This is a genomic window from Streptomyces sp. NBC_01788 (assembly GCF_035917575.1).
Lineage (GTDB): Bacteria > Actinomycetota > Actinomycetes > Streptomycetales > Streptomycetaceae > Streptomyces.
In genome coordinates, this window is record NZ_CP109090.1 from 5,130,811 (window position 1) to 5,155,829 (window position 25,019).

At 72.8% G+C, this 25,019-nt stretch carries 24 protein-coding genes; 13 read left to right on the forward strand and 11 right to left on the reverse strand.

What is annotated here, in order from left to right; translation table 11 throughout:
- Window positions 1-17: 17 nt before the first annotated feature.
- Entirely contained in the window at window positions 18-530 is a 513-nt protein-coding gene (locus tag OIE49_RS23365) for a hypothetical protein (protein WP_326803987.1), read from the reverse strand.
- Window positions 531-552: 22 nt separating this feature from the next.
- The gene (locus OIE49_RS23370; RefSeq protein WP_326803988.1) at window positions 553-1,668 is read right to left on the reverse strand and encodes a magnesium and cobalt transport protein CorA; all 1,116 of its coding nucleotides are present in this window, start codon (window positions 1,666-1,668) and stop codon (window positions 553-555) included.
- Window positions 1,669-2,156: 488 nt separating this feature from the next.
- Between OIE49_RS23370 and OIE49_RS23375 the strand changes: the two genes are divergently transcribed.
- The gene (locus OIE49_RS23375; RefSeq protein ID WP_326803989.1) at window positions 2,157-2,741 is read left to right on the forward strand and encodes a suppressor of fused domain protein; all 585 of its coding nucleotides are present in this window, start codon (window positions 2,157-2,159) and stop codon (window positions 2,739-2,741) included.
- A gap of 40 nt (window positions 2,742-2,781) precedes the next feature.
- On the opposite strand, the gene OIE49_RS23380 is transcribed toward OIE49_RS23375, so the two are convergent.
- Window positions 2,782-4,089, reverse strand: a complete 1,308-nt coding sequence (locus tag OIE49_RS23380) for an MFS transporter (RefSeq protein ID WP_326803990.1) — start codon at window positions 4,087-4,089, stop codon at window positions 2,782-2,784.
- Window positions 4,090-4,238: 149 nt separating this feature from the next.
- Here OIE49_RS23380 and OIE49_RS23385 point away from each other — a divergent pair, with 149 nt between their 5' ends.
- From OIE49_RS23385 to OIE49_RS23395, 3 genes are all read left to right on the forward strand, one after another.
- Window positions 4,239-4,880 carry a DUF6758 family protein gene (locus OIE49_RS23385; RefSeq protein ID WP_100568202.1) on the forward strand — a complete coding sequence of 214 codons (642 nt, stop codon included), beginning with the start codon at window positions 4,239-4,241 and terminating at the stop codon, window positions 4,878-4,880.
- A 172-nt stretch (window positions 4,881-5,052) separates the two neighbouring features.
- Window positions 5,053-5,910 (forward strand): PHP domain-containing protein, encoded by an 858-nt coding sequence (locus OIE49_RS23390; RefSeq protein ID WP_326803991.1) that lies wholly within the window; start codon window positions 5,053-5,055, stop codon window positions 5,908-5,910.
- A gap of 52 nt (window positions 5,911-5,962) precedes the next feature.
- Window positions 5,963-6,568, forward strand: a complete 606-nt coding sequence (locus tag OIE49_RS23395) for a MarC family protein (protein WP_326803992.1) — start codon at window positions 5,963-5,965, stop codon at window positions 6,566-6,568.
- 73 nt (window positions 6,569-6,641) lie between these two features.
- On the opposite strand, the gene OIE49_RS23400 is transcribed toward OIE49_RS23395, so the two are convergent.
- Window positions 6,642-6,794, reverse strand: coding sequence for a hypothetical protein (locus OIE49_RS23400; RefSeq protein WP_100568199.1), 153 nt, complete (start codon window positions 6,792-6,794; stop codon window positions 6,642-6,644).
- A gap of 196 nt (window positions 6,795-6,990) precedes the next feature.
- On the opposite strand from OIE49_RS23400, the gene OIE49_RS23405 reads away from it, so the two are divergent.
- Complete coding sequence (locus OIE49_RS23405; RefSeq protein ID WP_326803993.1) at window positions 6,991-7,887, forward strand: NYN domain-containing protein; 897 nt, start codon at window positions 6,991-6,993, stop codon at window positions 7,885-7,887.
- On the opposite strand, the gene OIE49_RS23410 is transcribed toward OIE49_RS23405, so the two are convergent.
- On the reverse strand, window positions 7,884-8,771 hold the full coding sequence (locus OIE49_RS23410) for an alpha/beta fold hydrolase (protein ID WP_326803994.1): 888 nt from the start codon (window positions 8,769-8,771) through the stop codon (window positions 7,884-7,886). The genes OIE49_RS23405 and OIE49_RS23410 overlap by 4 nt on opposite strands.
- Before the next feature lie 694 nt (window positions 8,772-9,465).
- The gene (locus OIE49_RS23415) at window positions 9,466-12,042 is read right to left on the reverse strand and encodes a DEAD/DEAH box helicase (RefSeq protein ID WP_326803995.1); all 2,577 of its coding nucleotides are present in this window, start codon (window positions 12,040-12,042) and stop codon (window positions 9,466-9,468) included.
- A gap of 490 nt (window positions 12,043-12,532) precedes the next feature.
- Between OIE49_RS23415 and OIE49_RS23420 the strand changes: the two genes are divergently transcribed.
- Window positions 12,533-13,279: a ferritin-like domain-containing protein gene (locus tag OIE49_RS23420; protein WP_326803996.1), complete on the forward strand. Its 747-nt coding sequence runs from the start codon at window positions 12,533-12,535 to the stop codon at window positions 13,277-13,279.
- A 47-nt stretch (window positions 13,280-13,326) separates the two neighbouring features.
- Here the strand turns inward: OIE49_RS23420 and OIE49_RS23425 are convergent, their stop codons facing one another.
- The 5 genes from OIE49_RS23425 to OIE49_RS23445 all read right to left on the reverse strand — a co-directional run bounded on the left by OIE49_RS23425 (window position 13,327) and on the right by OIE49_RS23445 (window position 15,318).
- Complete coding sequence (locus tag OIE49_RS23425; protein ID WP_326803997.1) at window positions 13,327-13,596, reverse strand: hypothetical protein; 270 nt, start codon at window positions 13,594-13,596, stop codon at window positions 13,327-13,329.
- A gap of 225 nt (window positions 13,597-13,821) precedes the next feature.
- On the reverse strand, window positions 13,822-14,049 hold the full coding sequence (locus tag OIE49_RS23430) for a DUF3107 domain-containing protein (RefSeq protein ID WP_062711803.1): 228 nt from the start codon (window positions 14,047-14,049) through the stop codon (window positions 13,822-13,824).
- 175 nt (window positions 14,050-14,224) lie between these two features.
- Entirely contained in the window at window positions 14,225-14,869 is a 645-nt protein-coding gene (locus OIE49_RS23435) for a TetR/AcrR family transcriptional regulator (RefSeq protein WP_100568194.1), read from the reverse strand.
- Window positions 14,866-15,021: a hypothetical protein gene (locus tag OIE49_RS23440; protein ID WP_326803998.1), complete on the reverse strand. Its 156-nt coding sequence runs from the start codon at window positions 15,019-15,021 to the stop codon at window positions 14,866-14,868. The genes OIE49_RS23435 and OIE49_RS23440 overlap by 4 nt, the downstream gene beginning before the upstream one ends.
- A gap of 84 nt (window positions 15,022-15,105) precedes the next feature.
- The gene (locus tag OIE49_RS23445; RefSeq protein WP_326803999.1) at window positions 15,106-15,318 is read right to left on the reverse strand and encodes a hypothetical protein; all 213 of its coding nucleotides are present in this window, start codon (window positions 15,316-15,318) and stop codon (window positions 15,106-15,108) included.
- Between the two features lie 219 nt (window positions 15,319-15,537).
- Here OIE49_RS23445 and OIE49_RS23450 point away from each other — a divergent pair, with 219 nt between their 5' ends.
- The 7 genes from OIE49_RS23450 to moeZ all read left to right on the forward strand — a co-directional run bounded on the left by OIE49_RS23450 (window position 15,538) and on the right by moeZ (window position 24,894).
- Window positions 15,538-16,659, forward strand: a complete 1,122-nt coding sequence (locus OIE49_RS23450; RefSeq protein ID WP_326804000.1) for an alpha/beta fold hydrolase — start codon at window positions 15,538-15,540, stop codon at window positions 16,657-16,659.
- Window positions 16,660-17,369: 710 nt separating this feature from the next.
- Window positions 17,370-18,491, forward strand: coding sequence for a DUF3152 domain-containing protein (locus tag OIE49_RS23455; protein ID WP_326804001.1), 1,122 nt, complete (start codon window positions 17,370-17,372; stop codon window positions 18,489-18,491).
- 231 nt (window positions 18,492-18,722) lie between these two features.
- Complete coding sequence (locus tag OIE49_RS23460) at window positions 18,723-20,462, forward strand: DUF3492 domain-containing protein (RefSeq protein WP_326804002.1); 1,740 nt, start codon at window positions 18,723-18,725, stop codon at window positions 20,460-20,462.
- Entirely contained in the window at window positions 20,459-21,667 is a 1,209-nt protein-coding gene (locus OIE49_RS23465; RefSeq protein ID WP_326804003.1) for a hypothetical protein, read from the forward strand. The genes OIE49_RS23460 and OIE49_RS23465 overlap by 4 nt, the downstream gene beginning before the upstream one ends.
- Window positions 21,668-21,952: 285 nt before the next feature.
- Window positions 21,953-22,915: an NAD-dependent epimerase/dehydratase family protein gene (locus OIE49_RS23470; protein WP_326804004.1), complete on the forward strand. Its 963-nt coding sequence runs from the start codon at window positions 21,953-21,955 to the stop codon at window positions 22,913-22,915.
- Window positions 22,903-23,652: a spherulation-specific family 4 protein gene (locus OIE49_RS23475; RefSeq protein WP_326804005.1), complete on the forward strand. Its 750-nt coding sequence runs from the start codon at window positions 22,903-22,905 to the stop codon at window positions 23,650-23,652. Before OIE49_RS23470 ends, OIE49_RS23475 begins: the two co-directional genes overlap by 13 nt.
- Before the next feature lie 63 nt (window positions 23,653-23,715).
- Window positions 23,716-24,894: an adenylyltransferase/sulfurtransferase MoeZ gene (gene moeZ / locus OIE49_RS23480; protein WP_326804006.1), complete on the forward strand. Its 1,179-nt coding sequence runs from the start codon at window positions 23,716-23,718 to the stop codon at window positions 24,892-24,894.
- Window positions 24,895-25,019: the final 125 nt, after the last annotated feature.

A 25,019-nucleotide genomic window follows, 5' to 3' on the forward strand; every position in this document is an offset into this window, starting at 1 on the left:
GCTCCCCGGAAAGGGGACTACTTCCGCCGCTTCCGCTTCACCAGCAGCCGCGGCAGCCCGTCCGGGGCCGGCCGGCGGGTCGTCGCCGGGGTGGGCAGCGGTGCCTCGGCCAGCGAGTCCTCCGGCAGCGGCGCGGTCGTCCCGGTGGGCTCCAGGCGCAGCACCCGGCACTCGCGGGCCCAGCGCGCGGTCATGGCCTCGCCGTCGGGTGCGTTGAGCCGCTTCCCCTTCAGCTCGGCCACCGCCTCCTGCCACCGCGGGGAGTCCGGCGCGACCTCGACGACCCGCGCGGCCCAGGTGACCAGGCGGCCGCCCTTGTCCTTGCTGCGGACTGTCACCTCGGCGCCGGCTCCGTCGGCCAGCCCGGGCAGCGGCTGCTCGCCGGGCCCGTCGCCCACCACGCATGCCGCGCCCTCGTGCCAGACGTGCCACAGGGCGCGGGCCGGGACGCCGGGGCCCTTGACCCAGACGAGGCCGGACTTCTTGGTGGCCTCCTCGACGAGGGCCTGGTCGAGCAGCTCGGTGTTCATGGCAGAAGAGTAACGAGCCCGCTCACAGCCAGCCGTTGCGCTTGAGCGTGCGGTGGATGCCCACGCAGATCACGGCCGTGAGGCCCAGGATCAGCGGGTAGCCGTACTTCAGGTGCAGCTCGGGCATGTACTTGAAGTTCATGCCGTACACACCGCAGACCATCGTCGGCACGGCGATGATCGCGGCCCAGGCCGTGATCTTCCGCATGTCCTCGTTCTGCGCGACGGACGCCTGCGCCAGGTTGGCCTGGAGGATGGAGTTGAGCAGCTCGTCGAAGCCGACGACCTGCTCCTGTACGCGGGCCACGTGGTCGGCCACGTCCCGGAAGTACTTCTGGATGTCCGGGTCGATCAGCCGCATCGGACGCTCACTCAGCAGCTGCATGGGCCGCAGCAGCGGCGACACCGCCCGCTTGAACGCCAGTACCTCGCGCTTGAGTTGGTAGATCCGTCCGGCGTCGGTGCCGCGCGGGGTGCCGCCACGGCCCGGCGAGAACACCTCCGTCTCGACCTCGTCGACGTCCTCCTGCAACGCGTCCGCGACCGCCATGTACCCGTCGACGACGTGGTCCGCGATGGCGTGCAGCACGGCGGAGGGGCCCTTGGCCAGCAGCTCGGGGTCGTCCTGCAGGCGGTGCCGCAGCGCGCGCAGCGAGCCCTGGCCGCCGTGCCGGACGGTGATGAAGAAGTCCCGGCCGGTGAAGCACATCACCTCGCCGGTCTCCACGATCTCGCTGTTGGGCGTGAGCTCGTCGTGGTCGACGTAGTGGATGGTCTTGAAGACCGTGAAGAGCGTGTCGTCGTAGCGCTCCAGCTTGGGCCGCTGGTGGGCCGTGACCGCGTCCTCCACGGCCAGCGGGTGCAGCCCGAACTCCGCGGCGATACCGGCGAATTCGGCTTCGTTCGGCTCGTGCAGGCCGATCCACACGAAGCCCCCGTCGCGTCGCACCTGGCGCATCGCCTCCGGAGGGGTGAGCGGCCGGTCGGTCGGAACCCGGGAGCCGTCGCGGTAGACGGCGCAGTCCACGATGGCCGAGGGGGCCGCCGGGTCGCGCGTGGTGTCGTACGCCCCGTCGTCCCGGCGCGTGGCCGGGCGGGAGGTGCGGACCACGGAACGCAGGTCGCGGATCATCGACATGGCGGGCTCCTTCGCAGCGAGCGACGAGCGGCCGAGGGCGGTCGGAACTGCCCGGAATGAGGACGTGGTGGCCTCAGGGATGTTTGGCACGTCCACAAAGCGGGGAGCACCGCACCGTCACGGTGGCGAGCTTCGTCACTGACAGATCAGACAGATCAAAACGAAACGAAGTGCTCTTCCGTATGACGTGCGCGGAGGCACGAACGCGAGAGGTGGCGACCGACCGGAGTCAGAGCGACGACATCAGCGGCGGGAAGAGCGGGTGCTACTGCACGGTCGACTTCGATCCATGACAGCCCCACCTCCTCCGGCCGGTCCCTCGTAAGGGAGTCCCATCGGCGTCGTGGCCGGATCAGGGCCTCCCCAGGGTTGAACACCTGGGGGGCACCTCGTTGCGCGCTGCCTCCGGACGACCGGCCAAGAGTATCAGCAGCCCGGTGTGTCAAGGCGCCGCTTTGCCTGCCGCTGACGAGTTCTATGCTCGCCGCATGGCTGATGTTCTTCCTCTGGTCGAGGCCCGGTTGCGTTCCGCGCTCGGCGAACCGGACGCCCGCGCCGCGGTCACCTTCCTCGGCACGGACCGGATCGAGGTACTGCGCTTCCACGAGGGGGACATCGTCCGGTACGCCACCCTCGGCATGTCCGGCCGGCCCATGACCGACCCCACCGCGCTGGTCGCGGATCCGGTCGAGGGGCCGCGCGCCGAGCTGGTCCTCTCCGTCCGCGCCGGCCTCGCCGACACCGACAAGGTGCTCCGCCCGCTCGCCGTACTGGGGGCGTCTCCGCAGGTCGAGGGCGTGGTCGTGGCGCCGGGCGCCTCGCTCGACGTGGGCGAGCCGCTGTGGCCCGGCGCGCCCTTCACCTCGGTCCTGGTGGCCGAGCCGGGCGGCCTGGTGGAGGACCTGGAACTCGACGAGCCGCGGGACCCCGTACGGTTCCTGCCGCTGCTGCCGATGACCCCGAACGAGGCCGCCTGGAAGCGGGTGCACGGCGCGCAGGCCCTGCGGGAGCGCTGGCTGAGCCGCGGGACGGACCTGCGGGACCCGGCCCGCGGTTCCGTCCCGCTGGAGTGAGCCGGAGTGAGCAAGCTCACCAACAGGCCGTCGGCCCACGTCAGTTGGCGAAGACCGTGACGCTGTCCTCGGTGGCGTGCCGCGGCTGCAGCTCCTCCGCGTCGGAGGTGAGGGCCCGGCGCCGGACGGCGACCACCAGCGCGCCCAGCACCGCGGTCGCCCCCGCGACCGCGAACGGCACGCGGAGGTCGGTCCACTCCGCGATCTTCGGCGCGAGGAAGGGTGCGGCGGCCGCGGCGAACCAGCGCACGAAGTTGTAGCCCGCGCTCGCCACCGGACGGGGGGCGTCCGACACCCCGAGGGCCAGCTCGGTGTAGACGGTGTTGTTCACGCCGATGAACGCGCCCGACAGGATGGTGCAGACGACGGCGGTGGTGTGGTCGCCGTAGCCGAGCACGACGACGTCGGCGGCCAGCAGCACCAGCGAGCCGCCGAGCACCTTCAGCGAGCCGAACCGCGCCTGCATGCGCGGCGCCACCACCACCGAGAACAGCGCGAGCAGAACACCCCAGGCGAAGAACACCGCACCCGACTTGTACGGGGTCATGTTCAGCACGAACGGCGTGAAGGCCAGCACCGTGAAGAACGTGTAGTTGTAGAAGAACGCCGAGACCGCCGCCGAGGCGAGACCGCCGTGGCCGAGCGCCCTGACCGGGTCCAGCAGGGAGGTCTTGCGGGCGGGCCTCGGCTGCTCCTTCAGGAAGGCCGTGATGCACAGGAAGCCGACGGCCATCAGGGACGCGGTGCCGAAGAACGGATAGCGCCAGCTCGCGTTGCCGAGCAGCGCGCCGACCAGCGGGCCGCAGGCCATACCGAGGCCGAGCGCCGACTCGTAGAGCAGGATCGCCGCCGCGCTTCCCGCCCGTCGCCCACCACCACCCTTGTCCGACGCGCTGCGCGCGGCCCCTATGGGATTCGCCGCGCCGACGATCACCGCGAGGGCGGTAGAGACGAAGAGCGCGTTGCCGAGGCCCCAGCCGGCCCGGAAGCCGACGAGCTGGGCGACGGAACCCGAGGTGCCGGCGAGTCCGGCGAAGACCACCACGAGGGCGAGGCCGAGCAGCAGGGTCTTGCGGCCGCCGATACGGCTGGAGACGAAGCCGGTCACCAGCATCGCGACGGCGGTGATCAGGAAGTACGAGGTGAAGAGCAGGGAGACCTGGCTCGCGGTGGCGTTCAGGCCCTTGGCGATGGAGGGCAGGATCGGGTCGACGAGCCCGATGCCCATGAAGGCGACGACGGACGCGCCGGCCGTCGCCCAGACCGCCCTGGGCTGCCGCAGGATGCTTCCCGCGCCCGCGTCGAACGGGTCGTCGCCCTCCGCGGGACCCCCTGTGCTGCTGTGCATGCTGCCTCCTCCGATCGTTGCTATTTACACACGATAAGTTAGCTACCCTAATTGGTGCAACATGCATCTAGTTCGTCGTGGCCGGGCCGCCGGGCCGGACGGGTGATCGTCCTTGACGTGGCGCTGCCGGGGTAGGACCGTGGGGCCCTATGAGGGGCGAACCCAGTTGCCCGAAGTGCGGTGGCCGGGTCAGGGCTCCCGGACTATTCAGCGATTCCTGGCAGTGCGATGTGCACGGGACCGTGTATCCGCTGCAGCCCGTGATCCCGCCCAGCGTCGAAGCCCTCGGTGTCGTGGTGCAGCGGACCCAGGTGCCGGTGTGGATGCCGTGGCCGCTGCCTGTCGGCTGGCTGTTCACCGGCGTGACCTACGCCGGGGACGAGCGCAGCGGCGGCCGTGCCACCGCGGTGGCCTGTTCGGGGCCCGGGCCGCTCGGCGGCATGGGCGAACTCATCCTGGTCGCCGAGGAACTCGGCGTCGGCCTCGGTGCGCGCTACGCAGGCATCGACGGCCCGGACCCCGGCACCTATCTGGATGTGGAGAAGCCGCCCGACGCCAAGCTCCTGGCCGGCGGCCGCCCCACCCCGCTGTGGCACGTCTCCGGCGCCCCGGACGACCGGGCCGTCTTCGCCGGCGAGGCGCTCGGGCTGTGGCTGTGGGCGGTGGTGTGGCCCGAGCAGTCCGGGCTGCTGATGTACGACGAGCTGGTGCTGGCCGACCTGCGGGACGCGGGCCCCGAACTCGAACTGGTCCCGTGCGGGGCCCTGTCGCCGCGACTGCTGCATCCGTAGGGCGTGCGCGGGGCGCCGTGGGGGTCGCGCGGGACTTCGCGGGGAGAGCGAGCCGCGCGGACTGTGCGAGCCGTAGGGGGCGCTCGGCGGTCGCGGGTGTGACAGGACACCCGTCGGGGCCCGTTATCCTGGGGTGTCCCCTTCCGTCCCGTCAGAGCCTGGAGTCCGTGTCGTGCGCATCGACCTGCACACCCACTCCAGCGCGTCCGACGGCACGGACACCCCGGCCGAGCTGGTGCGCAACGCCGCCGCGGCAGGTCTGGACGTCGTCGCCCTGACCGACCACGACACCACTCGAGGGCACGCCGAGGCGATCGCCGCGCTCCCCGAGGGGCTCACCCTGGTCACCGGCGCCGAACTCTCCTGCCGGGTCGACGGCATCAGCATGCATCTGCTGGCCTACCTCTTCGACCCCGCGGAGCCCGCGCTGCTCGCCGAGCGCGAGCTGGTCCGCGACGACCGGGTGCCCCGGGCCAAGGCCATGATCGCCAAGCTGAACGCGCTGGGCGTGCCGGTCACCTGGGAGCAGGTCGCACGGATCGCGGGCGACGGTTCGGTCGGGCGGCCGCACATCGCCACCGCGCTGGTCGAGCTCGGCCTCGTACCCACCGTGAGCGACGCCTTCACCCAGGAGTGGCTGGCCGACGGCGGCCGCGCCTGGGTCGCGAAGCACGAGACGGACCCCTTCGAGGCGATCCGGCTGGTCAAGGGCGCGGGCGGAGTGTGCGTCTTCGCCCACCCGGCGGCGGTCAAGCGCGGCCGTACGGTGCCGGAGTCCCGTATCGCGGAGATGGCCGCGGCCGGGCTGGACGGCATCGAGGTCGACCACATGGACCACGACCCCGACACCCGGACACGGCTGCGCGGCCTGGCCGGCGAACTGGGGCTGCTCACGACCGGCTCCAGCGACTACCACGGCAGCCGCAAGACCGTCTCGCTCGGTGAGTTCACGACGCATCCCGACGTGTACGGGGAGATCACGCGGCGGGCCACCGGGGCGTTCCCGGTGCCGGGGGCCGGCGGGGTCTGAGGCGCGCCTCTCCCGCTCTCACGTCACTTCTCTTCCGCAAGGCCTCTCACCGATGTTCGACGCTGCCGTTTTCGGCTCCCTGTTCCTCACCCTTTTTGTCATCATGGATCCCCCCGGGATCACCCCGATCTTCCTCGCGCTGACCGCCGGACGACCTGCCAAGACGCAGAAGCGGATGGCCTTCCAGGCCGTCTGCGTGGCCGGCGGGGTCATAGCCGTCTTCGGTGTGCTCGGCAACCAGATCCTGGGCTACCTGCACGTGTCCGTCCCGGCGCTGATGATCGCCGGCGGACTGCTCCTGCTCCTGATCGCGCTCGACCTGCTCACCGGCAAGACGGACGAACCCAAGCAGACCAAGGGCGTCAACGTCGCGCTGGTCCCGCTCGGCATGCCGCTGCTCGCCGGTCCCGGCGCGATCGTGTCCGTCATCCTCGCCGTGCAGAAGGCCGGCGGCGTGGCGGGCCAGATATCGGTGTGGTCGGCGATCCTCGCCATCCACGTGGTGCTGTGGCTGGTCATGCGCTACTCGCTGCTGATCATCCGGGTCATCAAGGACGGCGGCGTGGTCCTGGTGACGCGGCTCGCGGGCATGATGCTCTCCGCGATCGCCGTGCAGCAGATCATCAACGGGGTCACGCAGGTGATCCGGGGCGCCTGACCGCGCGCATGCGCGAAGCCCCCGTACGGCTGCCGTACGGGGGCTTCGAAGTTTCCGCGGTGATCCGTTCCTGTTATGAGGCCGTGGTCTCGGCCGGGCGGATCCACAGCCGCTGTCCCACAGCGGCGGCCTGCTGAACGATCCGGTTGACGGAGGCGGCGTCCACGACAGTGCAGTCCACGGGCGTACCGTCGACCTCGTCGAGTCGCATGATTTCGAAGCGCATTGCCTCTCCCTTCGTCTGGTCATCCTCCTGAGGAGAACTACTTGGCTTCACTGGGGTACAACGGACTGCACGGTGCAAACATTCCCTACGCTAAAGAAATTTTTCGAGTGTCTAATGAGTGACCGGTAAGGCAGCTTCAATTGACCGACTGGGACCGGTTGTGTTCACAGCGTGACCGCCGGGACAATGGAGGACGATGAACGGTGACCTCGGGGCGCTGAGCGCCCGCATCGACCGCACCAACGAGTTGCTGCAACGCATGCTCGCCGAGGTGGCGAAGACGCCCTCGACCCACGCGATCTTCGTGGACGCCGGGTACCTCTACGCGGCGGCGGGACGGCTGGTGGCCGGGACGGAGGACCGCCGCGCCTTCGACCTGGACGCCGAGGGGCTGATCGACGCGCTCATCGACCGGGCGCGTACGGTCTTCGCCGACAGCCGGCTGCTGCGCGTCTACTGGTACGACGGCGCCCGCCGCCGCATCCACACCGCGGAGCAGCAGTCGATCGCCGAGCTGCCGGACGTCAAGGTCCGCCTGGGCAACCTCAACGCCAACAACCAGCAGAAGGGCGTCGACTCCCTCATCCGCACGGATCTGGAGTCACTGGCCCGGCACCGCGCCATCAGCGACGCGGCGCTGCTCGGCGGCGACGAGGACCTGGTCTCGGCGGTGGAGGCCGCCCAGGGCTACGGCGCCCGGGTGCACCTGTGGGGCATCGAGGCCCCCGAGGCCCGCAACCAGGCCGAGCCGCTGCTCTGGGAGGTCGACAGCCAGCGCACCCTCGACCTGGAGTTCTTCAAGCCGTACGTCTCCCGGCGCACCGCCCCCGCCTACGACCCCGCCCAGACGGCCCGCCCGACCCGCGAGAACGTCCGCTTCGTGGGCGCGCAGATCGCCGCCAAGTGGCTTGCGGCGCGCGGCCGTGAATCCGTGGGGGAACTGCTCCCCGGCCATCCGTATCTGCCCGGTTCGGTGGACCAGGACCTGCTGGTCGAGGCCGAGGGCATCCTCCAGTACTCCCTGCGCGGCCAGGCCGATCTGCGGCGTTCGCTGCGCGACGGCTTCTGGGAGCACCTTCAGGCGCAGTTCTAGCCGGCCGCCCCGGTGGCGCCGTCCCAGAAGGCGGTGAGGGCACGGGCGGTGGCGAGCGGCTGGTCGCAGTTGGGGGAGTGCTCGGCCCCTTCGACGACCGTACGCAGGGCGCCCAGTTGCCGGGCCATGTCGTCCAGGAGGGGCACGGGCCAGGTGTCGTCCCGCGCGCCGGAGAGCACGTGGAACGGCAGCGGCCGGGCGGCGAGTTCGGCGACGCGGTCCGGCTCGGTGCACAACTGGAGTCCCGTTGCGAGGAGTTGTGCGGGCTTGTGGCCCAGCCAGCGGTGGCGCAGGTCCGCCTGGTCGGCGAGGCCCGCGTCGAGTCCGGCGCCGGGGTCGGTCTCCTCGGGCGGTTCCGTCGCCTGGATGACCTCCCACACCTCGGCCATCGACATCACGCCGAGCGCGTCCCGCAGCAGTTTCACCCGCTGCTGCTGGGAGACGGAGATCTGCGCAGGGCCGGAGGCCATCAGGGTGAGCGAGGCGAAGGGGGAGTGGTCGAGGAGCACGGCCGCGCGGGCGATCTGCCCGCCGAGCGAGTGCCCCAGCAGATGCACCGGCGTGCCGAGCGCGTCCGCCTGCGCGAGGACGTCCCGCGCGAGTTCTTCCTGTGCGTACGCGGACTCGTCGTCCACCGGTCCGTCCGACTCGAACTGCCCGCGGCCGTCCACGGCCACGGTGCGGTACCCGCGCGCCGCGAGCGGCTCGTGCAGCGGGTTGAAGTCCTCCTTGCTCCCGGTGAACCCCGGCAGCAGCAGCACGGTGCCCCGCGGCTCGGCACCGGCCGGCACGGCCATGTCGACCACGGCGAACTCGCCGCGCACGGTACGCAGCCGGTAGGCACGCGTCCCCGGCGGCGGGACGAACGTAGGAGGCCTGCTCATGCGCCGAGGCTATCGGTCACGACGCCTTCGGGGGCACCGGGACGGCAGTTCGAGTGAAGCAGCCGACGGTCGGACGACCGGGTGAACCGACAGCCGGGACGCGCCGCGTGCGGGTGGGCGGGCCGCAGGGTGTACGGGCGTCCGTGGGCTGCGCCGTGGTGACGGCCCTGGCGGTGGTCCGCGCCGGGATCTCGGCGGTGTCCGCCGTCGCGTTGCGGGTGTGGCGTGGTGGGTTGGGCGGTTGGGCTGAAGCGGCGGCCGGGTACGCCGACGGCCCGGTCCCACTCGGGGTGGGGCCGGGCCGCATGGGTGTGCGGGCGTCCGTGGGCTGCGCCGTGGTGGCGGCCCTGGCGGTGCTCCGCGCCGGGATCTCGGTGGTGTCCGCCGTCGCGTTGCGGGTGCGGCGTGGTGGGTTGGGCGGTTGGGGCGAACCGGCGGCCGGGTACGCCGACGGCCCGGTCCCACTCGGGGTGGGGCCGGGCCGCATGGGTGTGCGGGCGTCCGTGGGCTGCGCCGTGGTGGCGGCCCTGGCGGTGCTCCGCGCCGGGATCTCGGCGGTGTCCGCCGTCGCGTTGCGGGTGCGGCGTGGTGGGTTGGGCGGTTGGGGCGAACCGGCGGCCGGGTACGCCGACGGCCCGGTCCCACTCGGGGTGGGGCCGGGCCGCAGGGGTGTACGGGCGTACGGAGTGCCGGGTCAGGCGTCCGTGGGCTCCGCCGTGGTGGCGGCCTTGGCGGTGGTCTGCGCCGGGATCTCGGCGGTGTCCACCGCCGCCTTGGCGGCGGCCGTCTTGCGCGTACGACGCGGCTTCGGCTCGGCTACCGCGTCGACGGCCTCCGCGGGGGCCTCGGCGGCCTTGCGGGTGCGGCGACGCGGCTTGACCTCCGCCTCGTCGGCCACCGCCGTCGCCGCGACCGACTTCCGGGTGCGGCGCGGCTTGGCCTCGGCGGCTTCCGGCGCGTCCGCGGTGGCCGCGGCCTTGCGGGTGCGGCGGGGCTTGGCTGCCGTGGCCTCGTCGGCGACGGGCGCGTCGGCCGTCTCGGCGGTCTTGCGGGTCCGGCGGCGCGGCTTGGTCTCCGCCTCGCCGGTGGTGTCCGCCACGGCCTCGGGTGCGGTCGCCGCCTTGCGGGTGCGGCGGCGCGGCTTGGCCTCCGCGCCCTCGGCGGCGTCGACCGCCGCCTCGGCGGCGCTGTCCGGCCCGTCGGCCACCTGCGCCGGGATCTCCGCGGCGACCGCCGCGGCGGCCTTCCGGGTGCGGCGAGGCTTGGCCTCGGCGGTGTCCACGGCGGCTTCCGCCGCGTCCGCGGTGACCGTGGCCGCAGTGGCCTTGCGGGTCCGGCGACGGGGCTTGGTCTCCGCCTCGTCGACAACGCCCTCGGCCGCGTCCGGCGCGGCTTCCGGCGCGGTGGCCGTGGCCTTGCGGGTCCGGCGGCGCGGCTTGGTCTCCGCCTCGTCGACGACGCCCTCGGCGGTGTCCGCCGCGGCCTCGGTCGCGGTCGCCGCCTTGCGGGTGCGGCGGCGCGGCTTGGCCTCGGGCTGGTCCGCGGTGGGCTCGGCCGTGTCCAGGGCCGTCTCGGCGGTGGTCTCGGCCGGAGCCGCCGGCTCCGGGGCGACCTCGGTGCCGGTTTCGGCCGGGGCCGTCGTGACCGCCTGCTCCGCCGACTTGCGGGTACGGCGGCGACGCGGCTTCGCGGGCGCCTCGGCGGCGTCGAGAGCGGGGCCCTCGGCCGTCGCCACCGCGGACTCCGCGGGCTCGACGGTCTCCAGCGGCTCGGACGGTGCCGTCGACTCGCCGGTCGTCACCGTCTGCGCGGGAGAACCGCCCCGCAGACGGCGCCGACGGCGCGGAGTGCGCGTGCCGGACGCCTCGTCCGCGACCGTGCCCTCGACGGGCGCGGCGTCGGCCGGCGTACCGGCGGCCGGCGTGACCGCCGCCGAGTCCAGCGGTGCCCCGCCACGGGTACGGCGCCGGCGACGTGGCGTACGCGCCGGCCGCTCACGGTCCGCGGAGTGCTCACGGTCCGCCGGGCGTCCCTCGTTCCGGCCGCCCCGGCCACCGCGACCGCGCGCACCGCGGCCACCGGTCTCGCCGAGGTCCTCCAGCTCCTCCGCCTCCAGCCCGGCGCGGGTGCGCTCCGAGCGCGGCAGGACGCCCTTGGTGCCCTCGGGGATGCCCAGCTCGGCGAAGAGGTGCGGCGAGGTCGAGTACGTCTCGACCGGGTCGTTGAAGTCCAGCTCCAGCGCCTTGTTGATGAGCTGCCAGCGCGGGATGTCGTCCCAGTCGACGAGCGTGATCGCCGTACCCTTCGCGCCCGCGCGGCCGGTACGGCCGATGCGGTGCAGGTACGTTTTCTCGTCCTCGGGCGACTGGTAGTTGACGACGTGCGTGACGCCCTCGACGTCGATGCCGCGCGCGGCGACGTCGGTGCAGACGAGCACGTCGACCTTGCCGTTGCGGAAGGCGCGCAGCGCCTGCTCGCGAGCGCCCTGGCCGAGGTCGCCGTGGACCGAGCCGGAGGCGAAGCCGCGGCGCTGGAGCTGCTCGGCGATGTCGGCGGCCGTGCGCTTCGTGCGGCAGAAGATCATCGCCAGTCCGCGGCCGTCGGCCTGGAGGATGCGGGAGACCATCTCCGGCTTGTCGAGCGAGTGCGCCCGGAACACGAACTGCTTGATGTTCGCGACCGTCGCGCCCTCGTCGTCCGGCGCGGTGGCGCGGATGTGCGTCGGCTGCGACATGTAGCGGCGGGCCAGACCGATGACCGCGCCCGGCATGGTGGCCGAGAACAGCATGGTCTGCCGCCTGGCCGGCAGCATGGCGATGATCTTCTCGACGTCGGGCAGGAAGCCCAGGTCGAGCATCTCGTCGGCCTCGTCGAGCACCAGGCACTTGACGTGCTTCAGGTTCAGCTTCTTCTGGCCGGCCAGGTCCAGCAGGCGGCCCGGGGTGCCGACGACCACGTCGACGCCCTTCTTCAGCGCCTCCACCTGGGGCTCGTACGCCCGGCCGCCGTAGATCGCGGTGACGCGCACGTTGCGCACCTTGCCCGCGGTCAGCAGGTCGTTGGTCACCTGCACGCACAGCTCACGGGTGGGGACGACGATGAGCGCCTGCGGGGTGTCGGTGAGGTCCTCGGGCTGCGCGCGGCCCGCCTCGACGTCGGCGGGGACGGTGACGCGCTCCAGGAGGGGAAGACCGAAGCCGAGCGTCTTGCCGGTGCCGGTCTTGGCCTGGCCGATGACGTCCGTGCCCGTGAGGGCCACGGGGAGTGTCATCTCCTGGATGGGGAAGGGAGTGATGATGCCGACGGCTTCCAGGGCCTCGGCGGTCTCGGGAAGGATCCCGAGTTCTCGGAACGTCGTAGTCAGGGTGCTGCCTCTTCTGTGTGCGCGGTGCGAGGCGAGCGCGGGGGTCGTGTCTGACCGTGCCGGGGACGTCGGCCGCCCACGCGGGCGGGCCGTGTGGCACGGGACCACAGCCGACGCTCTAGCGCTCGAACCGCTTGGAGGTCCCTCCGATCGTCGTACGCACAGTGCCGTACGGTCAGGGAGGGCTGTCGGGTCGGAGCCGATCGGGCCACCGACCGGGCATCCTCATGCGTGCGGCCTGTCGACATACGCCGAAACACGACGGCGTACTCAGCAGGCGCATTACCACCATACCCCGGAAACGCGCACACGTGATGGCCGATTCGGTCACGTAGTCGTCGTCACACTGGTTCACCAGGTCCTTCGCAGGCGCGGAGAGCGGGCTATTGTGCGCTTCATGACGAGCTCTGACAAGTCTGACAACGCCTCCGACACGCCCACCGAGCCCACCGGAATCGCCGCCCAGGACTGGGCGACGGCCGCCGCCGACCCGCAGTACCGCGCCGCGGTCGTGGACCTGCTCGGCGCCCTCGCGTACGGAGAGCTCGCGGCGTTCGAGCGGCTCGCGGAGGACGCCAAGCTGGCGCCCACCCTCGCGGACAAGGCCGAGCTGGCGAAGATGGCGTCGGCCGAGTTCCACCACTTCGAGCGGCTGCGCGACCGGCTCACCGAGATGGGCGAGGAGCCGACGCTCGCGATGGAGCCCTTCGTCGCCGCGCTCGACGGCTTCCACCGGCAGACGGCGCCCTCGGACTGGCTGGAAGGTCTCGTCAAGGCCTACGTCGGCGACTCGATCGCCAGCGACTTCTACCGGGAGGTCGCCGTCCGCCTGGACTCCGACACGCGCGAGCTGGTCCTGGCCGTCCTGGACGACACCGGGCACGCCGAGTTCGCGGTGGAGAAGGTGCGCGCGGCGATCGACGCGGACCCGCGCGTCGGCGGCCGGCTCGCGCTGTGGGCGCGGCGGCTGATGGGCGAGGCCCTGTCGCAGTCCCAGCGGGTCGTGGCCGACCGGGACGCGCTGTCCACGATGCTCGTCGGCGGCGTCGCGGACGGCTTCGACCTCGCCGAGGTCGGCAGGATGTTCTCCCGGATCACCGAGGCGCACACCAAGCGGATGGCCGCGCTGGGCCTGGCCGCGTAGGTCCGCCGGGAGGCGGTTTCAGGGGGTGCGCCGCCGGCGGCGCCGGATCAGGCCGGCGCCGACCGCCGGCGCAGTCTTCCCGCGGGGCGCACCAGCAGGGACAGCGAGGCGGCGGAGACGACCACCGCGCCGAGCAGCGTCGGCAGCAGGCTGCCGGAGCCCAGCGCGCTGTGGGTGACGAAGGCGCCGAACAGGCCTCCCGCGACACCGGTCGACTGCACCAGGCGACGCTGCGGCAGCCGGTGGGACAGGCGGTGGAACGCGGTCCAGCCGAGCAGCAGACCGATCAACGCGGAGCCGAGCGCTTCCAAGAACATGATGGTTCCCTCCCACACGATCGGCCGGTGCCGGGCGGTCGTAGCCGGTCTTACCCCTGACCTGCGGAACGCAACCCTCCCTGTGCGCGGATTGTGCGCCACCCGTGAAGTCGCCCGTGAGTCGCCCGCGATGTGGCCCGTGAAGTCGCCCGTGACGGCGGAACGCGGGAGGGGGCCCGCGGCTCTCACCGCGTGGCCCCCTCCCGTCGTCCGATGACGCGGCGACTACAGCGCGCCGAAGCCCACCTTGCGCGGCGCCGGCTCACCGAGCTCGACGTACGCGAGCCGGTCGGCCGGGACCAGCACCTTGCGGCCGTGCTCGTCGACGAGGGTCAGCAGCTGCGACTTCCCGGCCAGCGCCTCGGACACCGCCCGCTCGACCTCCTCGGCACTCTGACCGCTCTCCAGAACGATCTCGCGGGGCGCGTGCTGCACGCCGATCTTGACCTCCACGGCTATGTCCCTCCGACGGTCAGTGAAGTGCGCGACCTTGCGCGCCGTACCAGCACACATTAGCCCGGTGAGGGGACGAACACGCTCCGCCCGGGAACGCCAGGAGCGAACAGCCTGCGGGAACAGAACTCCTGTGCGGCGGTGCTCCGGCGGGGTGCGGTGGTGCCGCGGGCGGTCAGTGGTGCTGCTCGGCGCCGTGCAGCGGGAAACCGGCGATGCCGCGCCACGCCAGGGACGCCAGCAGCTGAACCGCCTGGTCGCGCGGGACGCTGCGGTCGCTGTGCAGCCAGGAGCGGGCCACCACCTGGGCGAGTCCGCCGAGGCCCGAGGCCAGCAGCATCGACTCCGCGCGGGAGAGGCCGGTGTCCTCCGCGATCACCTCGCAGATCGCCTCGGCGCACTCGTTGGTGACCTTGTCGACGCGCTCGCGCACCGCCGGCTCGTTCGTCAGGTCCGACTCGAAGACCAGCCGGAAGGCGCCGCCGTCGTCCTCGACGTACGCGAAGTACGCGTCCATCGTGGCGCGCACGCGCTGCTTGTTGTCCGTGGTCGAGGCGAGCGCGCCGCGCACCGACTGGATGAGCGCCTCGCAGTGCTGGTCCAGGAGGGCGAGATAGAGGTCGAGTTTGCCCGGGAAGTGCTGGTAGAGCACCGGCTTGCTGACACCGGCGCGCTCGGCGATGTCGTCCATGGCTGCCGCGTGGTAGCCCTGCGCCACGAAGACTTCCTGGGCGGCGCCCAGCAGCTGGTTCCGTCGGGCACGGCGCGGCAGGCGCGTGCCACGCGGGCGTGCCGCCTCTGTCTGCTCGATGGCTGTCACGCCGCCTCCCAAAGTCGTCCACATGCGGTGTGCGCCGCGTCGCCATCGTACTTTTCGGTAACCGTGGTGTGCGCGGTGCGAGCGCAGGATTTCACGGACCGGACAGCGGCAAAAGCGGCATAGAAGGTTTCAAACAGGCTCAAGGTGGGCACGAAGCTGCGCTCCTGCTCAGCGGCGGTCCTTCTCGTCACGCGTCCCGAGTGCCGCCCCACGCGCCACCTTGTGCGCCCCGTCCCTCACCGGTAGTCGTCCTCGTCGATGGAGACGCCCCGCGCCTGTTCGATGAGATCGGCCTCGTTGGCGCGGTCCGGATCCCCGGTGAGGGGTTCGTCGTGGTCCGGCGTGACGTCGGCGTGCTGCTCGGCGGCGTCGTCCTCCGGGGCCTCGACGTCGATCTCCGTGGCGTCGTCGTCCTCGTACGTCTCGGGATCGGTGGGGTCGAATGACATGCTGGGCTCCCTTCCTGCTGCATGCTGCGGAATGTCCCTGCGAATGTCCCTGGAAAGCAGGGGCCATGTGCGGGTGCCCTCTGTATGAGCGTAGGAGACACCCGTTGGCGACGCTATGCGATCCGTGGCCCGGACGGCGGTCCCGCACGCGCATGATCTGTGACAGCTGACACAGGCGAACACATGAGTCACTACGTGATCGTCTCGTAACATTGCCGCATGTCTTCGACCGAGCTGCCTTTCGTGCCGCCCGCCAACGTTCTGCCGAGGGTGGCGCCCGTCGGGGTCGAGGAGGGCGAACGGCTGCGCTCGGTCGAACTGCCGGGCATCACGCTGTCGGTGCGCTCGCGGCCGCCCGCGCGGGAGGGGCTGCCGCCCGCGCTGTACGTGCACGGCCTCGGCGGCTCCTCCCGGAACTGGTCCGCCCTGATGCCGCTGCTCGACGGTGTCGTCGACGGCGAGGCGGTCGACCTGCCGGGCTTCGGAGACTCCCCGCCGCCGGACGACGGCGACTACTCCGTCACCGGGCACGCGCGCGCGGTCATCCGCCTCCTCGACGCCTCGGGGCGAGGACCGGTGCACCTGCTGGGCAACTCGCTGGGCGGCGCCGTGACCACGCGCGTCGCGGCGTTGCGGCCCGACCTCGTGCGGACGCTCACGCTCGTCTCGCCCGCGCTGCCCGAACTCCGGGTGCAGCGCACCGCCCTGCCGACCGGCCTGCTCGCGGTGCCCGGCGTGACCGCCCTGTTCACCCGGATCACCCGGGAGTGGACGGCGGAGCAGCGGGTCCGCGGGGTCATGGCCCTGTGCTACGGCGACCCGGGACGGGTGACGGACGAGGGCCTGCGCAACGCGGTGGGGGAGATGGAGCGGCGGCTTCGACTGCCATACTTCTGGGACGCGATGTCGCGCTCCGCGCGCGGGATCGTGGACGCGTACACGCTGGGCGGTCAGCACGGCCTGTGGCGACAGGCCGAGCGGGTCCTCGCGCCCACGCTGCTGATCTACGGCGGCCGTGACCAGCTCGTCGGCTTCCGCATGGCCCAGCGGGCGGCCCGTGCCTTCCGTGACTCCCGCCTCCTCACCCTGCCGGACGCCGGCCATGTGGCGATGATGGAGTATCCCGAGACCGTGGCCACCGCGTTCCGCGAACTGCTGCTGGACTCGGGAGAGTTGGAGGCCGGATCGATGACGGAACCGGGAGCGGGCGCCGAGGCCGACCGCGGGGTCCGGGTTTCCGGGGCGGGCACCGGCGATGGCGCTCGCGGTTCCGGGACGGCCGGTGGTGCCCCAGGCCCGGAGACCGGCGGGGCCCCCTTCGGCGCGAGCACGGGGGGCTGAGGGCCGACGTGGGACGCCACAGCCGCCGCGGGTCCGCGCCCAAGGGCAAGGCCGCGAAGACGAGCACCGGCCGGGACGACAGCACACCCCTACCGGGGTACGGGCCAGGAGACGGCCGTGAGGCGCAGGGCGGCCCGGAGCCTCGGGACGACGGCCGCCTTCGAGGTGGTCCGGAGGGCCGTGAGTACGGGGGCGGCGCCGAGCCCTGGCGAGGCCCGAGCGGTCGGCCGGGTCCGGGCCAGGCGCCGATTCCCGGCCAGGTGCCCGGACAGCGGGCCGGAGCCGGCGGAGCCACGGGCCCGGCCTACGGAGGGCCCCGCCTCCATGACGGCACACCAGCCCACGGCACTCCGCGCTTCGACGGCCGGACTCCTCCCCATGGCACCCCGCGCTTCGACGGCGGAACCCCTCCCCATGGGGTGCCGCACTTCGCGGACGGGACGCCCGCGCAGGGGATTCCGTGGGCCGCGGGCGGGGCCCCTGGTCCCGGCGGTCCGCGGCTGTCTGACGGGGCGCCGGCTCAGGGCGGACCCCGTCCGCCCGGCGGCACGCCCGCCCACGGGACGCCACGTCCGGCCGACGGCACTCCGGCGCGCGGCGTTCCGCGGGTCGCCGACGGCACCCCGGCCGGGGGGATTCCCCGGGTTCGCGGTGGGCACCCGGAGCAGCGGGAAGCCGGCGGCGGTTGGGGACAGTTGGGGGCGGATGGCATGGGCGGGAGCGGAGCACAGGGGCCGACGGCCGCCGGTCTCGGCAGCTCGACGGACCTCGGTGGCTCCGCCGCTCCCGCCGCCTCCGCGCGTGCCCGCGCCCCCATTCCCCGGCAGCGGCGGGCGTCAGCCGCCGGGCCGCGGCAGGACTACCTCGACGCCTTCGGCGAGGACGACGACGTCTTCGCGCCCCGCGGTGACGCGCGCACCGCGGACCAGGGCGCAGCTCCGCCGTCCGGCCCGGCCGGGCCGGACACGGCGGACAGCGGGGACGGCGACGCCGCGCGACCCGCCGGCGAGTCCGCGCGGGGCACCGTGACCAAGGGGAAGGCGTTCACCGGCATCGCGGCCGCCGCCGTCACCACCGTGCTCGCCGTCGTCGTCGCCGGACAGGTCGCCCACGACCGGTCCGACGCCGGGCTGCTCCCCCAGTCGGCCACCGACCGGGCGGCGCCCGACGCCGCCGGCATCGCGGGCGCGGGCACGGGCGCGGACGCCAAGGCGGCGCCGAACGTGTCGGCGCTGACGTACGACCAGAAGATGAGCACGAAGTACCCGCTCAGCCCCACCCTCAAGGGATCCGGTCGGTTCGACGCGGTGCCCGGCTTCGCCAAGGCACCCGGCACGGGGCGCAAGTACACCTACCGCGTCGACGTGGAGCAGGGCCTCGGCCTGGACGGCGAGCACTTCGCCGCGGCCGTGCAGAAGACGCTCAACGACGACCGCAGCTGGGCCCACAACGGCGGACGCACCTTCGAGCGCATCTCCTCCGGCAAGCCCGACTTCGTCATCACGCTCGCCAGCCCGGGCACCACCGCCACATGGTGCGCCAAGTCCGGTCTGGACACGACCGAGGACAACGTCTCCTGCGACTCGGCCGCCACCGAACGCGTGATGATCAACGCCTACCGGTGGGCGCAGGGCTCCAAGACCTACGGCGACGAGATGTACGCCTACCGGGAGATGCTGATCAACCACGAGGTCGGCCACCGGCTCGGCTACGGCCACGTCACCTGCGACAAGGACGGCGCGCTCGCGCCGGTCATGCAGCAGCAGACGAAGTTCCTGGACCACGACGGAATCCACTGCCTGCCCAACCCCTGGCCCTACCCGGGGAGCTGACCGGAGCCGGGCCGGCCGGGCCCGCGGTGTGACGTTTCGTGTCCGGTTGATGTTCTGACGCGACGGAACGCCGTTCGCGCAGGAAAGTTACGACCGTTCACCCCTTTTGGTGGCGCGACGGACAACCGTCCATCGCGCCACCGTCATGTCCGCATACGTTCGTTCCGCTGCGAGCCGCCGTCGCGACGGCGGCTCCCCACACGGGACAGACGGGAGAGCGGGGGTGCACGCGTGCGCATCGGACTGGTGACGGAGGGTGGCTACCCGTATGTGAGCGGTGACGCCGGACTCTGGTGCGAACGGCTCGTGCGCGGGCTCGAACGGCACGAGTTCGACCTCTACGCGCTCAGCCGCAGCCGGCAGCAGGAGGACGAGGGATGGGTGCCCCTGCCGCCACAGGTCAGCCGGGTCCGTACCGCGTCGCCGTGGGCGGCAGAGGACGACGGCGCCGTGTACGGACGGCGTGCGCGCCGGCGCTTCGCCGAGTGCTACGGGGAGCTGGCATCGGCGCTGGTCGCGGCGAGCGGCGGCGATCTGCGCGAGCTCGGCGCGGCGGGCAGGGCGGCGGGCACGGGCGGCGCCGGACTTGAGGCGGACCGTTTCAGCAGCGCGCTGTACGGCCTCGCCGAACTCGCCCGCGACGAGGGCGGCCTGGCGGGCGCGCTGCGCTCGGAATCCGCCGTCCGCGCGCTGGAACGCGCCTGCCGCGCGCCCGGCGCACCGCGGGCGGCGCGCGAGGCCCGCGTCCCCGATCTGCTCGCGGTCGCCGCGCACCTGCGGCAGACACTGAGCCCCCTGTCGCTCGACTGGTACGAGGACGACGGCCTCGGCGCAACCGACCTCTGCCACGCGGCGGCCGGCGGCACGGCGGCCCTGTCCGGACTGCTCGCCCACCACTTCACCGGCGTGCCCCTGCTGATCACCGAGTACGGCGTGCGTCTGCGCGCGCACTACCTCGCCGCCGACGCCGACAGCACCACACCAGCCGTGCGGGCCCTGCTCGCCGCCTTCCACGGCGGTCTCGCCGCCGAGGTCTACCGGCGGGCCGCCGTCGTCACCCACGGCAACGCGCACGCCCGCCGCTGGCAGGAGCGCTGCGGCGCCGACCGCGCCAAGCTGCGCACCGTCCACCCCGGCATGGACGCCGCCCCCTTCGCCGAGGCCGGCGAGTCGCCGGAGGCCGCCGACCCGTACACGCTCGTGTGGGTCGGCCGGGTCGGTCCCGCCAAGGACCTGGTGTCCCTGCTGCACGCCTTCGCCGAGGTGCACAGGGAGGAGCCCAAGGCACGGCTGCGGATCGTGAGCGCGGGAACCGGTTCCGACGGGGCCGCCTACCTGGGCCACTGCAGGGTGCTCGCCGCCCAGCTCTTCCCCGACGAGGCCGCGGGTCCGCACACCGTCGGGGACAACCCGGTGTCCTTCGAGGAGATCGGCGGCCCGGAGGTGCCGACCCTCGCCGACGCCTACGCCTCGGGCGCCGTGGTCGTCCTGTCCAGCGTGGTCGAGGGCTTCCCGCTCGGCCTGGCCGAGGCCATGCTGTGCGGCCGTGCGACGGTCTCGACGGACGTCGGCGCGGTCGTCGAGGTCGTCGGCGGCACCGGGGTGGTCGTGCCCCCGCGCAATCCGCGGGCGCTCGCCGAGGTGTGCGTGAACCTGCTCCGTAACCCCGAGCGCCGTGCGCGCCTGGGCGCCGCGGCCCGCGCCCGCGCGCTCGAACTCTTCACCGTCGAGCAGAACATCGCGGCCTTCCACGGCATCTACCTGGAGGTCGTGTCGCACTGCCCGGTCCGGCGGGTCGTGCTCGACGAGACCGGCGAGCCCCTGCCGTTCGCCGCGCCCGCCGAGGCCCATGTGCCCGGCCGCTGGACCCGGGCCGCGGACCGCTTCGCGGCGCGCTCGCGCCCCAGCTGGGCCACGGGCTCACCGACGGGGTGCGCGGGCCCCACGACCACCACGGAGGCTTCCCGATGACCGGCCCGAGAACAGAGGACCACCTCGCCACCCCGGTCGGCCGGGGCGGTCCGGGCGACGGCTTCGACGGCGGGCCCGCCCTCGACCCGGGCCTCTCCGTACTCTCCCGGCGTGGTGCGGCCGACCCGGTCAAGGTGCTGATGCACCGTCACCGCGAGCTGTGCGAGCGGGCCGTCGACCCCCTGGAGATCGCCGCGGGCCTGGAGGCCCACGGAGTCACCGACCGCACCGCCGCCCGCTTCCGCCACCGTGACGTCTTCTCACTCGCCGAGGAGATGTACGCCCGGATCAGCCGGGACACCGAGACACCCCCGCGGCACGAGGCCGCCGCCGTACCCCGGCTGGGCCTCGGCCCGGCCGCCTTCGGCCTGCTGCCCGGCGTCCTGTGCGCGGCCGCCGTCGCCGGGCTCCGCCTGACCGGGGGCCGGACCCGGCTGGGCGTCGCCGCGCTCGGCGTCGTGGCCGTGGGCCTGGCCCTGCGCGCCGTACAGCGCCGCGGCCCGCTGAGCGCCGAAGGGCGCACGCCCCCCGCGCACACGCCCGGCACCCGCACCTGGACGTGTTGGCTCCTCGGCTACGCCCTCCTCGGCGACGGCCTGCTCGGCGCGGCCGTCGGCGGCGGGCCCGAAGGACTGCCCGACTTCACCGCGGCCGGGGCCTGGCCCCTGACCACCGCCCCCGTGCTGGCCCTCGCCCTGGGCTGCGGACCGGCGGCCTGGACCACGCACCGCTTCACCGCCGGCGCCCGGAACAAGGTGACCACCAGCCGGGGCCTGGAGGAGTTCGCCGTATCCGTACGGCCCCTGCTGTTCGGCACGTTCGGCCTGTTCCTGTGTGCCCTGGCCGCCCTGCTCGCCGTGTGCGGCGCGGTCCTGGACGAGCCCGCCGGCTACGCCCAGGCCCTCACGCTGGGCGCGCTGCTGCTGCTCGCGCGCCTCCTCACCACCCACGGCTTCACCCACGCCCCAGCCGTCGCTCTCGGCGCCGCGGCCGCGTCCGAGGCGACGGCCCTGGCCACCGTCTTCGCCGCCCGCCTCCCCGGCTGCGGTGTCCTCGCCACCCCGGTCGACACCCTCGTGTCCGCCTGGGGACCCGGCGGCGTACCGGTCCTTGCCTGCGGAACCGCCGCCCTGGCCCTGCTCCTGCACGCGACCCGAACGCTGACCCGGGCCTCCGCCCATGCGCGGACGGAGCGGCAGTCGTGAAAGGCGCGGCAGCCGTCAGCGGAACGGCGGCCGTGAGGAGCGCGGCTGCCGCGAGGAGCGCGGGGCCGGCCCTGGTCACCCCCGCGTGCCCCCTTACGGCCGTGGCCACGGACGCCGCCCGCGTTCCCCCTTCGGCCGCGGGCGCACGACCCAGTGCAGGCCCGCGACCCATCGCCGGAGCCCGTCGCACCACCCCCTAGAAGGAGAAAACCAGATGATCACCGCCCGATCCGGAGCGTCCGGAGCATCCGGAGCCACCGGAGCGCACACCCCGGGAGCCGCCCGATGAGGGTTCTGCTGATCGGAGCCAACGGATACCTCGGCCGTTTCGTCGCCGACCGTCTGCTCGCCGACCCGGCCGTCCAGCTCACCGCGCTGGGCCGCGGCGACGACGCCGACGTCCGCTTCGACCTCGCGGCCGGCAGTCCCGGAGCGCTCACCCGCTTCCTGGACGCGGTCCACCCCGGCGTCGTCGTCAACTGCGCGGGAGCCACCCGCGGCGGCGCCCGCGAGCTCACCCGGCACAACACCGTCGCCGTCGCCACCGTCTGCGAGGCCCTGCGCCGCAGCGGCTGCGGCGCCCGACTGGTGCAGCTCGGCTGCAGTTCCGAGTACGGCCCGAGCCAGCCCGGCTCCTCCACGGCCGAGGACGCGGTGCCCCGCCCTGGCGGCCCGTACGGCGTCAGCAAACTCGCCGCCACCGAACTGGTTCTCGGCTCGGGTCTCGACGCCGTGGTGCTCCGCGTCTTCTCGCCCGCCGGGCCCGCCACCCCGGCCGGTTCGCCGCTCGGCCGGCTCGCCGAGGCCATGCGCCGCGCCATGCAGTCCGGGGACAGCGACCTCAAACTCGGCGGCCTCGGTGTCCAGCGCGACTTCGTCGACGTCCGCGACGTGGCCCGCGCCGTCCACGCCGCCTCCCTCTCGGCAGCCCAGGGCGTCATCAACATCGGCTCGGGCCGGGCCGTCCGGCTGCGGGACGCCGCGGCGATCCTCGCCCGCGTCGCCGGATACGGCGGCGCCCTGCACGAACTCGACGGCCCGCCCGGCGGCCACCTCAGGGCCGCCATCGGGCACCCCCGCACGGAGGCGGACCACCCCGCCCCGGTCGCCTACCCGTACCCCGACGGCTGCGGCAGCTGGCAGCAGGCCGATGTGCGCACCGCCCGCGACCGGCTCGGCTGGCGGCCCCGGATCAACCTCGAAGAGTCCCTCGCCGACATCTGGATGGAGGCGGCATGCCGTATCTGACCAGCACCCCCGTGGGCATCCCGAGCACCACACTGCGCACCGGACTCGGTGTCCCCGGCTGGGCCCACCCCCTGCTCGCCCCGGCCGAGTGGAACGAACTCACCCGGCCCGGCACACCCCTTCACTGGGTCGTCCTCAACGTGGCCGACGGCCCCGGCGTCCAGCCCGACCCGCACTGCCTGGAGGCGGCGGGACGGCTGCGCAACGCCGGCGTCCGCGTCCTCGGCCACCTCGACGCCGCGCACGGCGCCCGGTCCTTCATCGAGCTGGTCTCCGAAGCGCGGCGCTACCTCGAGTGGTACCGGGCCGACGGCTTCCTGCTCGAACACTGCCCCGCCGACCGTGCCGGGCTGCCCGAGGTCCGCCGGACGATCGACGCGTTGCGGGCGGTGCGTGACGACACCCACATCGTCCTCGGCCACGGCACCCACCCGCACCCCGGCTACGCGGAGCACGCCGACCAACTGGTGACCTTCCGCGGCTCGTGGAGCGACTACCGCTGGTCGCAGGTCGCGGAGTGGACCGCCGATCACCCGCCCGAGCGCTTCTGCCACTTCGTGCACGGAGTCCCGCGCGGCCACCTCGACGAGGCGCTGCGCATCGCCCGCTGGCAGGGGGCGGCGACCATCTGGTTCACCGACCACTCCGACCGCGACCGAACGGCCGGACCCTGGGAGAACATGCCCGGTTACTGGGACGAAATCGTCTCGCGGATCGGACGAGGTGTCTCGGAATGAAGAAGGGCGTGGCAGTGTTACGAGGAGAACAACCGTAGTGTTTGACCGACCAACGGAGTCCCCGTGTCGCTGCCACCCCTGGTCGAGCCGGCTCCCGAGCTCACCGTAGACGAGGTTCGCAGGTACTCCCGCCACCTGATCATTCCCGACGTGGGGATGGACGGGCAGAAGCGGCTGAAGAATGCCAAGGTGCTCTTTGTGGGCGCCGGCGGGCTGGGTTCGCCGGGTCTGATGTACATGGCCGCGGCGGGCGTCGGCACGCTCGGCATCGCGGAGTTCGACGAGGTGGACGAGTCGAACCTGCAGCGCCAGGTCATCCACAGCCAGTCCGACATCGGCCGCCCCAAGGCCGAGTCCGCGCGGGACACCATCAAGGGCATCAACCCGTACGTGAACGTCGTCCTTCACCAGGAGCGGCTCGAGGCCGACAACGTGAAGGAGATCTTCAGCCAGTACGACCTGATCGTCGACGGCACGGACAACTTCGCGACCCGGTACCTCGTCAACGACGCCTGTGTGCTGCTCAACAAGCCGTACGTGTGGGGTTCGATCTACCGCTTCGACGGCCAGGCCTCCGTCTTCTGGTCCGAGCACGGCCCCTGCTACCGCTGCCTCTACCCGGAGCCGCCGCCCCCCGGCATGGTCCCCTCCTGCGCCGAGGGCGGCGTCCTGGGCGTGCTGTGCGCGTCCATCGGCTCCATCCAGGCCAACGAGGCCATCAAGCTGCTGGCGGGCATCGGCGAGCCGCTGGTCGGCCGCCTGATGATCTACGACGCCCTGGAGATGCAGTACCGCCAGGTCAAGGTCCGCAAGGACCCCGACTGCGCGGTCTGCGGCACGAACCCGACCGTCACCGAACTCATCGACTACGAGGCCTTCTGCGGCGTCGTCTCCGAGGAGGCCCAGGCGGCGGCCGCCGACTCGACGATCACTCCCAAGCAGCTCAAGGAGTGGATCGACGACGGTGAGAACATCGAGCTCATCGACGTCCGCGAGCCGAACGAGTTCGAGATCGTCTCCATCCCGGGCGCCCGACTGGTCCCGAAGAACGAGTTCCTCATGGGCTCCGCCCTGGAGAGCCTCCCGCACGACAAGAAGATCGTCCTGAACTGCAAGACGGGTGTCCGCAGTGCGGAAGTCCTCGCCGTGCTGAAGTCCGCGGGCTTCGCGGACGCCGTGCACGTCGGCGGCGGCGTGATCGGCTGGGTCAACCAGATCGAACCGCACAAGCCGGTCTACTGATCACCGGTCCGGCTGACCAGCAGGACTGAAGAAGCCCACGGCTCTGACCAGCTCAGATGCCGTGGGCTTCTGGCGTTGTCGGTCAAGAGGGTTGCTGAGTCCGAGTGCGAACAACACTGATTGAA

Coding starts and splice junctions, on each gene's coding strand:
- OIE49_RS23365 (WP_326803987.1), bottom strand. CDS start 530: ATGAACACCGAGCTGCTCGACCAGGCCCTCGTCGAGGAGGCCACCAAG.
- OIE49_RS23370 (WP_326803988.1), bottom strand. CDS start 1,668: ATGTCGATGATCCGCGACCTGCGTTCCGTGGTCCGCACCTCCCGCCCG.
- OIE49_RS23375 (WP_326803989.1), top strand. CDS start 2,157: ATGGCTGATGTTCTTCCTCTGGTCGAGGCCCGGTTGCGTTCCGCGCTC.
- OIE49_RS23380 (WP_326803990.1), bottom strand. CDS start 4,089: ATGCACAGCAGCACAGGGGGTCCCGCGGAGGGCGACGACCCGTTCGAC.
- OIE49_RS23385 (WP_100568202.1), top strand. CDS start 4,239: ATGAGGGGCGAACCCAGTTGCCCGAAGTGCGGTGGCCGGGTCAGGGCT.
- OIE49_RS23395 (WP_326803992.1), top strand. CDS start 5,963: ATGTTCGACGCTGCCGTTTTCGGCTCCCTGTTCCTCACCCTTTTTGTC.
- OIE49_RS23400 (WP_100568199.1), bottom strand. CDS start 6,794: ATGCGCTTCGAAATCATGCGACTCGACGAGGTCGACGGTACGCCCGTG.
- OIE49_RS23405 (WP_326803993.1), top strand. CDS start 6,991: ATGAACGGTGACCTCGGGGCGCTGAGCGCCCGCATCGACCGCACCAAC.
- OIE49_RS23410 (WP_326803994.1), bottom strand. CDS start 8,771: ATGAGCAGGCCTCCTACGTTCGTCCCGCCGCCGGGGACGCGTGCCTAC.
- OIE49_RS23415 (WP_326803995.1), bottom strand. CDS start 12,042: ATGACACTCCCCGTGGCCCTCACGGGCACGGACGTCATCGGCCAGGCC.
- OIE49_RS23420 (WP_326803996.1), top strand. CDS start 12,533: ATGACGAGCTCTGACAAGTCTGACAACGCCTCCGACACGCCCACCGAG.
- OIE49_RS23425 (WP_326803997.1), bottom strand. CDS start 13,596: ATGTTCTTGGAAGCGCTCGGCTCCGCGTTGATCGGTCTGCTGCTCGGC.
- OIE49_RS23445 (WP_326803999.1), bottom strand. CDS start 15,318: ATGTCATTCGACCCCACCGATCCCGAGACGTACGAGGACGACGACGCC.
- OIE49_RS23450 (WP_326804000.1), top strand. CDS start 15,538: ATGTCTTCGACCGAGCTGCCTTTCGTGCCGCCCGCCAACGTTCTGCCG.
- OIE49_RS23455 (WP_326804001.1), top strand. CDS start 17,370: ATGGGCGGGAGCGGAGCACAGGGGCCGACGGCCGCCGGTCTCGGCAGC.
- OIE49_RS23465 (WP_326804003.1), top strand. CDS start 20,459: ATGACCGGCCCGAGAACAGAGGACCACCTCGCCACCCCGGTCGGCCGG.
- OIE49_RS23470 (WP_326804004.1), top strand. CDS start 21,953: ATGAGGGTTCTGCTGATCGGAGCCAACGGATACCTCGGCCGTTTCGTC.
- OIE49_RS23475 (WP_326804005.1), top strand. CDS start 22,903: ATGCCGTATCTGACCAGCACCCCCGTGGGCATCCCGAGCACCACACTG.